The following is a 12,054-nucleotide window of genomic DNA, read 5'->3' on the forward strand; positions in this document are numbered from 1 at the left end:
TGGTTTTCAATCCTATGCTTACAAAGGTTTAGAAACTGGTTGCAAGGATTATGCATCTTATGTTTTGTCGCAAGATAAAATTCGCATTGTATTAACAACACCACTAAATTCTAGTTCCCCTATTAATCAACATTTGACAAAGCACGGTGATGGTGTAAAAGTAATTGCACTTTGGGTAGAAGATGCCACAAAATCATTTGAAGAAACTACAAAGCGTGGTGCAAAACCATTTATGAAACCTACCATTGAAAAAGATGAATTTGGTGAAGTTGTTCGTTCTGGTATTTATACTTATGGTGAAACCGTTCATATATTTGTCGAAAGAAAAAACTACAACGGAATATTTTTACCGGGATATAAAGCATGGAAATCGGATTATAATCCGTCTTCAGTAGGTTTGAAATATATTGACCACATGGTAGGTAATGTGGGTTGGGGAGAAATGAATACTTGGGTGAAATGGTACGAAGACGTAATGGGATTTGTAAATTTTCTTTCGTTTGACGATAAACAAATTCATACTGAATATTCTGCGTTGATGAGCAAAGTAATGAGCAATGGCAACGGCAGAATAAAATTTCCTATAAACGAACCTGCAAAAGGAAATAAACGCTCACAAATAGAAGAATATCTAGATTTTTATGGCGGTCCAGGTGTGCAACATATCGCTATTGCTACTGATGATATTATTAAAACTGTATCAGAACTTCGCGCTAGAGGAATAGAGTTTCTATCAGCGCCACCGCATGCTTATTATGAAGACATTCCGAACCGTCTTGGCGAACACATGAGCATGATGAAAGAAGATTTAGTGGTAATTGAAAAACTTGCTATAATGGTTGATGCGGATGAGGACGGCTATTTGTTACAAATTTTTACCAAACCTCAAGAAGACAGACCAACGCTGTTTTATGAAATTATTCAACGTATGGGAGCAAAAGGTTTTGGCGCAGGAAATTTCAAAGCATTGTTTGAGTCAATCGAACGGGAACAAATGTTGAGAGGAACGTTGTAAAAAAATCATTTTATTTAAACATTATTCAATAAATTACCACTAATCAAGAATTTATTTATTGATTATCTGTTAAAGTTGACAAAACACTTGCAATTATGCAATCGTATGAATTACATTTGCACTATCAAAAAAAATAGGAGTGGTTTCCTTTATTTTTTTGGATAAATTGTAATGATTTATAGTTTTTTGGTTGGTTAATAGCATAAAAATCCGGTCATTAATTTGACTGGGTTTTTTTGTTTTAATACATTTGGAACAGAAATTGTATGTACAGTTTTAAAATCAATTTAAAAATGAAAAATATTCTCTTCCTAATATTGCTTTTAATCACTGTAAGTTTCGATTCTCAAAAACCAGAAGCCTATGATACAGGCGAATGGTTTAAATTTAGAATTCATTACGGGTTTATAAATGCGGGTTACGCTACTCTTGAGGTTCAAGAAGCTACAAAAAACAATAAAAAAGTCTACCATGCAATTGGTAAAGGATATACCGTTGGGATGTCTCGTTTCTTCTTTAAAGTAAACGATAATTACGAAAGTTATTTTGATAAAAAAACTAATAAGCCGTATCAATTTGTTAGAAAAATAGATGAAGGAGGCTACTCAAAAGATCAAGAAGGTTTTTTTAATCAAAATACCAATAAAGTTTTAATCAAAAACTATAAAGACAAAACAGAAAAAACATTTAGCGTAACCGAAAATGTTCAAGACATAGTTTCTACATTTTATTTTTTAAGAAACCATCCTGCAGTAAATACTATGAAAGTTGGAGAATACATTTCGGTTGATATGTTTTTTGATGATGAAATCACAAAATTTAAGTTAAAATTTATAGGTAGAGAAGATTTAAAAACTAAATTTGGAACTGTGCCAACTATGATTTTTAGACCTATTGTTCAGTCAGGAAGAGTTTTTAAAGAAGAAGAAAGTCTTACTGTATGGATTTCCGATGATGAAAATAAAATCCCTATGCGAATAAAAGCAGATTTGGCTGTAGGTTCTATAAAAGCGGATTTAGACGGTTTTAAAGGATTAAAAAATCCATTTATGGTTAAATTAGACGATTAATGACTAGCAAAACAAATCACGACCAAGTTATAGATGCTTTAGAAGAAAAATTTAAAGCTATAAACCAAAAAACCGAAACACATCTTGAAGGATTACTCTGGTCTAAACCACTTAACTATTGGGATTATATTCAAACTGATGCACTGCTTAATCTCCAAACTCAAAGAACCATTTTACCAGATGAAATGGTTTTTATTATGTATCATCAGGTCAATGAACTCTTATTTAAAATGATTTTGTGGGAAATCAATCAATTATGTCATACCGAAAAACCTAGTACTGAATTTTTTACCGAAAAGGTGCGAAGAATAAGCCGTTATTTTGACATGCTCACCACATCATTTGACATTATGGGTGACGGAATGGAAGTAGCACAGTATATGAAGTTTAGAAACACATTAACACCAGCGAGCGGATTTCAAAGCGCTCAATATAGATTTATAGAATTCTCATCCACAGATTTAATTAATTTGATTGACTATCGGTTTAGAGATTCAATAGATAGAAACACACCCTATTCTCACGCCTTTGAACATCTGTATTGGCAAGCCGCAGGGAAAGATTATCAAACGGGTGAAAAATCGTTTTTAATTTTAGAATTCGAGAGAAAATATAGAGAGGAATTTCTTCGTTACATGAAAGAATATAATACCATTAATATTTGGCAAAAATTTAAGCAGTTGCCCAACGAAGATCAAATGAATGAGGCATTAATACAAGCCATGCGTCACTACGATTATACTATAAATATTACTTGGGTTATGGGACATTTAAACGCTGCAAAAAAATATATTGAAAGCGCAAATGGAACAGGAGAAGCCACTGGTGGAAGTGATTGGAAAAAATATATGCATCCAAAATACCAACGAAGAATATTTTTCCCAAAGCTGTGGAGCGAAGAAGAACTAAAACATTGGGGCGAAGAATAGTAAGTTAAACATAATGTCAAAAATCTTCCAAAAAAACGTTCTGTTTTCCCTGCTTACTATTTGCGTAATTTCTTGTAATAAAGTTAAAGAAGAAGAAATTATTGTTCCGAAACAATTACCAAAAATGGTTGAATTTGGATTCAATATCCAAGATTATAATGTGTTACAAGACACCATACAAACAGGGGATACTTTTGGAAGTATTTTAGAACGTCAAAACTTAAATGGAAGACAAGTTCACGAAATTGTTGCAATGGTTAAAGATACTTTTGACGTTAGAAGTATTAAAAAAGGAAAAGCTTTTATTATTCTTCGTAGTAAAGACAAAACCAATAAAATCAGAGTTTTTATCTACCAGCCTGATAAACTAAATTATTATGTGATAGATTTTCGAGATTCCATTGTTGCGTATAAAAAAACAAAACCTTTAACTTTTAAATCAAGAACAATTGCTGGGGCTTTAAATGGTTCGTTATCTGAAACACTTCAAAATCTGAAAGTTGACCCCTCATTAGCGCCAAAAATAGCCAAAATATATGCTTGGTCCATCGACTTTTTTAAACTAAAAAAAGGAGATAAATTTGGATTGAAGTTTACAGAAAGATTTATTAATGATACCGTTTATGACGGCGTTGATAGTTTGAAAGCCGCCTTTTTTGAATACAAAGGAAAACAAATTTATGCCTTCCCATTTGCTCCAGATGCCAATACAAAAAAACAACAGTATTATGACGAAGAAGGTAAAACATTGAAGAATTTTTTTCTGAAAGCACCATTAAAATACGTTAACATTACGTCACATTATACACAAAACCGATTCCACCCCGTACAGTTAATTTGGAAAGCGCACAAAGGAACCGATTATGCTGCGCCAACTGGAACTCCTATTATGACTACCGCGGCGGGCGTTGTTGAACAAGCCGGATTTACCACAGGCAATGGAAATTTTGTAAAAGTAAAACACGATAAAACCTATTCGACACAATATTTACACATGTCAAAAATACTAGTTAAACGAGGTCAAAAAGTAACACAAGGTCAAGTTATTGGTAAAGTAGGAAGCACAGGTTTAGCGACGGGACCACATGTTTGTTACCGCTTTTGGCAAAATGGCGCACAAGTGGATGCATTAAAATTAAAACTTCCCACTTCAACACCAATGGATGGTCGATATAAACAAAAATTTATGGCATACATGACGCCGCTCAAAAGAGAGCTGGACAGCGTTGCCACAATAAATTCAAAATAAACTTTTAATAACTATAACGTTAACGTAAAAGTTTCCTTTGAAATATAGTAATCATATTTGTAAATTTGTCCTTCAAAAATCAAAAAATGGCATTATCAACTATAAATCCCACCAGCACAAAAGCTTGGGAAAAATTAAAGCAACATTATAATCAATTGAAAAACGTTTCTATGCAGGAAATGTTTACCAATGACAGAACGAGAACAGAAAATTTTCACATTCAATGGAAAGATTTTTTAATTGATTATTCCAAAAATAGGATCACTCAAGAAACTTTAGATTTACTTCAAGAACTGACACAAGAAGTAAATTTAAAAGCAGCTATAAATAGTTATTTTTCAGGGGAAAACATCAATAAAACAGAAGACAGAGCCGTACTTCACACCGCTTTACGATCTTCACAAAACGACACGGTTTTAGTAAATGAAAAAAATATAATTCCTGAAATTTTTGATGTTAAAAATATAATAAAAAATTTCACTAATGAAATTATTTCGGGAACTAGAAAGGGATATACGGAAAAACCTTTTACAGATATAGTAAATATAGGAATTGGTGGTTCAGATCTTGGTCCGGCTATGGTGGTTGAAGCATTGCAATTTTATAAAAATCATTTGAATATACATTTTGTTTCTAATGTCGATGGTGATCACGTAAACGAAATCATCAAGAAATTGAATCCTGAAACCACACTTTTTGTAATTGTTTCTAAAACATTTACAACACAAGAAACCCTTACAAATTCAGAAACCATAAGAAAGTGGTTTTTAAAATCAGCAAAGCAAGAAGATGTTGCGAAACATTTTGTAGCGGTTTCTACCAATATTCAAAAAGTAACCGATTTTGGAATCAATCCAGAAAATATTTTCCCAATGTGGGATTGGGTTGGCGGACGATTTTCACTGTGGAGTGCGGTGGGATTGTCTATTGCTCTAGCAGTTGACTTTGATAATTTTGACGATTTACTGAAAGGCGCACACGAAATGGATGAGCATTTTAAAACCGCCGATTTTGATAAAAATATTCCGGTTGTTCTAGCTTTGTTAAGCATTTGGTACAATAACTTTTTTGGAGCCGAAAGCGAAGCAATCATTCCTTACACCCAATATTTACAAAAGCTAGCGCCTTATTTGCAACAAGGCATTATGGAAAGTAATGGGAAAAGCATTGGTCGCGACGGAAAACCAGTAAATTATGAAACAGGAACTATCATTTGGGGAGAACCTGGTACCAATTCGCAACATGCCTTTTTTCAATTAATTCATCAAGGAACCAAGCTCATTCCAACTGATTTTATTGGATTTTTAAGACCGCTATATGGCAATCAAGACCATCACGATAAGCTAATGTCTAACTTTTTTGCACAAACCGAAGCATTGTTAAACGGGAAGCTGGAAGCTATAGTCAAGGATGAATTTGAAAAACAAAATGTAACCACTCAAAAAGCGTCCTTCTTATTGCCATTCAAGATTTTTACGGGCAATAAACCCACAAATACGTTGCTAATTGACAAACTAACGCCAAAATCCCTTGGCTCATTAATCGCCTTATATGAACATAAAATATTTGTACAAGGAATTATTTGGAATATTTTTAGTTACGATCAATGGGGAGTCGAACTTGGGAAACAACTTGCCAATTCTATTTTGGACGAAATAAATTTAGGTTCAATTAATAAACACGATTCTTCTACAGAATTTTTATTAAAATACTTTATTAAAAACAAATAATTATCAAAAACGACACTTTAAGTTGTCGTTTTTTTATGCCTTTTTAGTTATATTTGTTACTCAAAAAAATAATATATGTACACTTTTATACAAAAATTTCATTCAGGCTGGGCTTATTTAGTCCTATTGTTACTGTTAGTTACTGTTATAAATTCTCTTGTGGGATTAGCGTCCAAAAATGAGTTTACAGCAAAAGACAAAAAAATTGCTTTATTTGGATTGATTGTAGCGCACGTTCAACTGCTAGTAGGTCTTGTTCTCTATTTTGTTTCACCTTTAGGAAAAGCTTCATTAGGAAACATGAGCGATCCAGCATTGCGATTATCGTCGTTAGAACATCCGCTTGTCAATGTTATTGCTATAGTTTTAATCACCATAGGCTGGTCAAAACACAAAAAGGCATCTACTAGTAAAGGAAAATTTAGATCAATTGCTATTTTTTATGGTTTAGGATTAGTACTTATCTTGAGCCGAATTCCTTGGAATTTGTGGTTTAAAAATTAAAAAAAGTCCTGCTGGGGATTTTTATCAACCGATATTTTTTGCAAAACACTTTTGACCTTAAACAAATATTGATGAAATTTAAAATTTTTATATTGTTTTTATTCCTGTTGACGTCTTTAAATACTGCGTTTTCAAGCGAAAACAGACATAACCACAAACATAAAAATAAAAGCAGAGAAAAGATAGTAAAAGTAAAGTCACACAAAAAAAAAAATCACCAAAAAGTAATTGGATATACTAAAATTGATACTTCAAAAAGCAAACTTAAAAACGGATTAGAGATAGACTCTTTAAAAGTTTTTGATGTGAAGCTAAAGTTTCTTAAAAAAAATGCGCATGCCTCTTACTATGCCAATAAATTTAACGGAAGAAGAACAGCAAGCGGCAAAAGTTTTGACAATAATGGCTATACGGCAGCACACAAAAAATTACCCTTTGGTACAAAAGTAAAAGTTACCAACCAAACAAATGGCAAATCAGTTATTGTTGAAATTACAGACCGAGGACCCTTTTCAAAAGTGCGAGAAATTGATTTAAGCAAAAAAGCATTTATGGATATTGCTTCCAATAAGAGTTCGGGCGTTGTAATCGTTACTTTAGAAGAAGTAGAATCAAAATAATTACCATTTTGTAAAACGGTTTTTACTCAAATACGCATTGTAATATCGCTCGTCATTAGTTACTTCTGTACCAAGCCATTTTGGTTTTTCAAAAAATTCGTTTTCATCTTCAAGTTCAACTTCTGCCATAACTAATCCATCGTTTTCACCTAAAAAAACATCGACTTCAAAAATATGTTTGCCTACTTTTATTTCGTGTCTAATTTTTTCAATTATTCCGCTTTCGCAAAGCGTTAACAAAGTTTCAGCCTCCAGCAAACCAATCTCTCTTTCCCATTCTAAACGAGTGGTACCGCTGTGATTTCCTTTCCCTTTTATCGTAATAAATCCTTTATTGCCTTTTATTCTTATGCGAACCGTTTTATCAGGATGAGAACTAATGTACCCTTGAACAATTCTCTTTTTCGAAAAAGCATCGGTAATAAATTCATCCGAAAGCACTAAAAATTTACGTTCTATTTCTATCATTTTTTGGAGCCTTTTCCCGCTAACCGTTCTATCTTTATAGCTGTAAGGTTTTGTAAAACCTCACAGCTATAAAGGATGCCACTATTATCGGGGCTATTTTCCAAAATTAGTATAAATTTGTGAAATGACGGATTCAATTTCATACCGAAAAATTATCCATATCGATATGGATGCTTTTTTTGCTTCTGTAGAACAAATGGATCATCCACAACTTAAGGGAAAACCGTTAGCCGTTGGCGGAAGCGAAATTAGAGGTGTAGTCGCAGCGGCAAGTTACGAAGCCCGAAAGTATGGAGTGCGCTCTGCCATGAGTGGCATTCAAGCCAAAAGAAATTGCCCAGATTTGATATTTGTGCCGCCAAGATTTGACCGATACAAAGAAATCTCAAAACAAATTAGAAGAATATTTTACGAATACACCGATTTGGTTGAACCGTTATCGCTAGACGAAGCCTATCTTGATGTTACACAAAACAAAAAAGGAAATCCAAGTGCTTCTCTAATAGCACAAGAAATCAGAAAACGAATTTATGAGGAAGTTGGCATTACAGCGTCGGCTGGAATTTCGGTCAATAAATTTGTGGCAAAAGTAGCCAGTGATTACAACAAACCCAACGGTCAAAAAACAGTAAATCCATTAGAAGTAGAACCGTTTTTAGAAAATCTAGACATCAAAAAATTCTACGGAATAGGAAAAGTTACTAAAGATAAAATGTACCAATTTGGAATTTTTATAGGCAAAGATTTAAAATCAAAAACAAGTGAATTTCTAGAAGAACACTTCGGGAAAAGCGGTTTGCATTACTACAATATCGTTCGAGGAATTCACAATAGTGCAGTTAAACCCAATAGAATAAACAAATCTGTAGCCGCAGAACATACTTTTAAAGAAAACTTGACTTCGGAAATTTTTATGCTCGAAAGACTGGAACAAATCGCTTTTGAATTAGAAAACCGATTAAAGAGGCATACAATTTCGGGCAAAACAGTAACACTCAAAATAAAATTTAGCGATTTTACTACCCAAACCCGCAGTAAAACCTTGCCCTACTTTATTGCAGACAAAGGCTTGCTGCTCGAAGTTGCAAAGGAACTCTTGTTTCAAGAACGCATGAAAGAATCGGTTAGACTACTGGGATTGTCGTTAAACAATTTGAACACGACTATTAAGAAAACAGTGGTGGTACAGTTAAAATTTGATTTTTAGAAACCAATTTAAAAGCTCAAGAAACTCATTTTTTTATTTGAAGTAAGAAAATGATCGTCAGAAGTAATCACAACGAAGTTAGACGACTGTACAAGCGTGTTAGCTAACTATTTGAAAACGTGCGAAGACCATTTCTAGCATTCAGAAGATGTGAATTAGCTATCCGTTAACCAAGGTAAGCCGTCCGATGAACAATCTAACCCATCCGAAGTAAGAAATTATCCTTTTTTTACGCTTTTTGATTACTTATCGGCGTCTTTTAAGTTTTTTTACAACATTTTAAAATAAGTCATAAAAAAACCAGCTCGAAAGCTGGTTTAAATTTTTCAAATATTCTTTTTATCTTCTACTATTTAATTTTGATAATAATCGCAAAAACTCAATATACAACCAGACTAGTGTGATCATTAACCCCATAGCGCCATACCATTCCATGTATTTTGGCATCTTTTGTTGCACGCCTTTATCTATTTGATCAAAATCTAAAAATAAATTTAATGCTGCAATTACAATTACAAAACCGCTAATTCCAATGCTAATCATTGAATTGCCATAATGAACCGGTTGAAAGCTGGTAAATAGCGACAACAACCATGAAATCAAGTAATAGGATGCAATTGCCATCGTTGAAGCCAAAACAACTGATTTAAATTTTTCAGTAACTTTTACAATTTTGTATTTGTACAACCCAAAGCAAACCATAAAGGTTACAAAGGTGCAACTCACAGCTTGAATCACTATTCCGGGATACATCACTTCAAAAATAGCCGATATTCCACCTATGAAAAGCCCTTCGAAGATGGCATAACCTGGCGCTAAATAGCCTGATAATTGTGGTTTAAATGTTGCAATCAATACTAAAATAAATCCTACTATAGCACCACCAATAGTAAATATTATAGGATTTTGACCATTGGATGCCATAAACCACGTTACTGCTGCGCTGGCAACTAATAAAATCAACATCAAGAAACTTTTATTAATCGTTCCCGAAACAGTCATGGTTTGGTTGTAATCGATAACAACAGCATCATGAACTATGTCTGATGAAGTATTGGAGTACGTTTTGTTTTTAAAAAACGGATTGTTTGAGTTCATAATAATATTATTTTAATAAGCAAAGTTAATTATTCTATTTCAGATACTCTCAAAGTGTTTACCATTCCTTTGTGAGCCACAGGCATGGCGGCAAGGTTTATTAGCATATCGCCTTTTTTTACATAGCCTTTTTGCTTCGCAATTTCGTTTACATCATCAACGGTGTCATCGGTGCTTACAAATTTATCATAGAAATACGCATTTACACCCCAAAGCAAACTCAATTGGGTCAAAATTCTCTTATTTGAGGTATAAACTAAAATATGCGCTTTTGGTCGCCATGCCGAGATTTGAAACGCTGTATAACCGCTATTGGTAAGGGTGGAGATGGCTTTAGCCTTAATTTCATTTGCCATTATAGCGGCATGATAACAAATAGATTTGGTAATAAATCGTTTGGTTCTAACGTGTGGCGGATTTTGTGGCACATTAATTAATGGCGAGTCTTCAACGGCTTCAATAATTTGAGTCATTTTTTCGATAACTTCTACGGGGTAATTTCCAACAGATGTTTCTCCGGAAAGCATTACAGCATCTGTACCATCCATGACAGAATTGGCAACATCATTTACCTCGGCACGTGTTGGTGTCAAACTCGTAATCATGGTTTCCATCATTTGGGTGGCAACAATTACCGGAATTCTCGCTGTTTTTGCTCTAAGAATTAATTTTTTTTGAATTAAAGGCACTTCGTGCGCCGGAATTTCTACACCAAGATCACCGCGAGCCACCATTAAACCATCACAGAAAGCAACTATTTTATCTATGTTTTCTACTGCTTCTGGTTTTTCGATTTTGGCAATTATCGGGATTTTATAGGCCGAATGTTTAGCAATTAAATCGGCGAGTTCTTCTAAATCGGCTGGCGTTCTTACAAAAGAGAGCGCAATCCAATCTACTTCTTGTTCGATGGCAAACAAAGCATCTTTGATGTCTTTTTTCGTCAAGGCAGGAAGCGAAACTTTTGTATTTGGTAAGTTAACTCCTTTTTTAGATTTTAAGGGTCCGCCTTGAATCACTTTACAAATTACTTCTGTAGTTCGGTTAGTTTCTAATGCTTCAAACATTAGTTTGCCATCATCTAAAAGAATTTTTTCGCCTGGATTTACATCTCTCGGAAACTCTTTGTAATTCATGTAAACTCTTTTGGCAGTTCCGGGAACATCTTCGGCAGTTTGAAAAGTGATAATATCTCCGGGGTTAACCACTACATCTTCTCTCATCACACCCACACGAAGTTTTGGACCTTGCAAATCGGCTAAAATAGCAGTGTTGTACCCAAATTCATCATTCAAACCTCTGATAATGTCGATTCTTTCTTTTACATCTTGGTAATCTGCATGAGAAAAATTAACTCGAAATACATTTACTCCTGCATCTATCATTTTTTTTATTACTTCTCTTGAACTACATGCAGGTCCAAGTGTTGCTACAATTTTAGTTTTTTTATTTGTTGGCATTATACTTAAAAAATTAAATTATTTTTTGACTTTATTTTTTCTACATCAACGGCATAAAGCGTGCTGATGCCTTTAATTGTTTTTAATTCTTTGGTTATTTTCGAAGTATCCATATAATCCGCTCCATTTTCTATTTTTAAAAAAAAATCTACTTTTTTAAACTCGGGAATAAAATAGGTTTGCATTGAAAATTTTGAATTATTCTCTGCAAATAAACCTTCATTCAAACGTTGTTCCGAATGTAAAACATCATTTTTATTTTGAATTAAATTCAAAGTAGCGCCTATTTTTTTGTCTTGAAAGCTAAAACATGTAAACTGTGTTTCACCATTTTTAGTACTGATATGAATGTTACAAACGCTTCTTTTGAGTACAACAGGTAGTTTCTGATTTATAGAATAAGCTAATAAATAATCTTCAAGTGATGTGTGTATAGCAATTAACTGATAATCTATTTTGTCAAAATCATCAAGGTGCAGTTTGTGAACAGCCATATAGTTGCAAAATAAGTTGTAAATATAGTTTATCTGTCACAAATTTCCACAATGCGGTTTTTAGGTTTACGTTATTTTATGAACTAAAGCGTTATAGTTTTTTGTCAATTTTTTCTTGAAATGCAAAATAAGCACGGTGCGATGCCTTTTCTTCTGCTTTCTTTTTTGACGTTGCTCTGGCTTTGGCAATTACTTTGTTATCGATGCTCA

Annotated in this window: 12 protein-coding genes and 1 pseudogene; 8 read left to right on the forward strand and 5 right to left on the reverse strand. The window is 33.5% G+C overall.

All coding sequences use genetic code 11. From position 1 onward, the window contains the following. From hppD to Q0Q96_RS10825, 7 genes are all read left to right on the forward strand, one after another. A partial coding sequence (gene hppD, locus Q0Q96_RS10795; protein ID WP_293875246.1) for a 4-hydroxyphenylpyruvate dioxygenase occupies nucleotides 1–1,015 on the forward strand: 1,015 nt, incomplete at its 5' end. A 293-nt stretch (nucleotides 1,016–1,308) separates the two neighbouring features. After that, nucleotides 1,309–2,085, forward strand: a complete 777-nt coding sequence (locus Q0Q96_RS10800) for a DUF3108 domain-containing protein (protein ID WP_293875248.1) — start codon at nucleotides 1,309–1,311, stop codon at nucleotides 2,083–2,085. Beyond that, entirely contained in the window at nucleotides 2,085–3,014 is a 930-nt protein-coding gene (locus Q0Q96_RS10805) for a tryptophan 2,3-dioxygenase family protein (protein ID WP_293875250.1), read from the forward strand. Before Q0Q96_RS10800 ends, Q0Q96_RS10805 begins: the two co-directional genes overlap by 1 nt. Before the next feature lie 13 nt (nucleotides 3,015–3,027). Continuing rightward, nucleotides 3,028–4,263 (forward strand): peptidoglycan DD-metalloendopeptidase family protein, encoded by a 1,236-nt coding sequence (locus Q0Q96_RS10810; RefSeq protein WP_293875252.1) that lies wholly within the window; start codon nucleotides 3,028–3,030, stop codon nucleotides 4,261–4,263. Between the two features lie 86 nt (nucleotides 4,264–4,349). Then, nucleotides 4,350–5,993, forward strand: a complete 1,644-nt coding sequence (gene pgi, locus Q0Q96_RS10815) for a glucose-6-phosphate isomerase (protein WP_293875254.1) — start codon at nucleotides 4,350–4,352, stop codon at nucleotides 5,991–5,993. Between the two features lie 75 nt (nucleotides 5,994–6,068). After that, nucleotides 6,069–6,497: a hypothetical protein gene (locus tag Q0Q96_RS10820; protein ID WP_293875256.1), complete on the forward strand. Its 429-nt coding sequence runs from the start codon at nucleotides 6,069–6,071 to the stop codon at nucleotides 6,495–6,497. Nucleotides 6,498–6,568: 71 nt separating this feature from the next. Further along, nucleotides 6,569–7,117 carry a septal ring lytic transglycosylase RlpA family protein gene (locus Q0Q96_RS10825; RefSeq protein WP_366069202.1) on the forward strand — a complete coding sequence of 183 codons (549 nt, stop codon included), beginning with the start codon at nucleotides 6,569–6,571 and terminating at the stop codon, nucleotides 7,115–7,117. Here Q0Q96_RS10825 and Q0Q96_RS10830 read toward each other — a convergent pair whose 3' ends face one another. Continuing rightward, on the reverse strand, nucleotides 7,118–7,585 hold the full coding sequence (locus Q0Q96_RS10830; protein WP_293875258.1) for a CYTH domain-containing protein: 468 nt from the start codon (nucleotides 7,583–7,585) through the stop codon (nucleotides 7,118–7,120). A 124-nt stretch (nucleotides 7,586–7,709) separates the two neighbouring features. On the opposite strand from Q0Q96_RS10830, the gene dinB reads away from it, so the two are divergent. Beyond that, a complete protein-coding gene (gene dinB, locus Q0Q96_RS10835) occupies nucleotides 7,710–8,792 on the forward strand; it encodes a DNA polymerase IV (protein WP_293875260.1) in 1,083 nt (360 codons plus the stop codon). Between the two features lie 339 nt (nucleotides 8,793–9,131). Here dinB and Q0Q96_RS10840 read toward each other — a convergent pair whose 3' ends face one another. The 4 genes and pseudogenes from Q0Q96_RS10840 to Q0Q96_RS10855 all read right to left on the reverse strand — a co-directional run. Continuing rightward, the gene (locus tag Q0Q96_RS10840; RefSeq protein ID WP_293875262.1) at nucleotides 9,132–9,890 is read right to left on the reverse strand and encodes a Bax inhibitor-1/YccA family protein; all 759 of its coding nucleotides are present in this window, start codon (nucleotides 9,888–9,890) and stop codon (nucleotides 9,132–9,134) included. 29 nt (nucleotides 9,891–9,919) lie between these two features. Then, nucleotides 9,920–11,350: a pyruvate kinase gene (pyk, locus tag Q0Q96_RS10845; protein WP_293875264.1), complete on the reverse strand. Its 1,431-nt coding sequence runs from the start codon at nucleotides 11,348–11,350 to the stop codon at nucleotides 9,920–9,922. A 5-nt stretch (nucleotides 11,351–11,355) separates the two neighbouring features. Beyond that, on the reverse strand, nucleotides 11,356–11,844 hold the full coding sequence (locus Q0Q96_RS10850; protein ID WP_293875266.1) for an IPExxxVDY family protein: 489 nt from the start codon (nucleotides 11,842–11,844) through the stop codon (nucleotides 11,356–11,358). 91 nt (nucleotides 11,845–11,935) lie between these two features. Continuing rightward, a pseudogene (locus Q0Q96_RS10855) lies at nucleotides 11,936–12,054 on the reverse strand (ribonuclease III); the annotation flags it as partial.

It is taken from the genome of Flavobacterium sp., from assembly GCF_025352015.1.
Taxonomy (GTDB): domain Bacteria; phylum Bacteroidota; class Bacteroidia; order Flavobacteriales; family Flavobacteriaceae; genus Flavobacterium.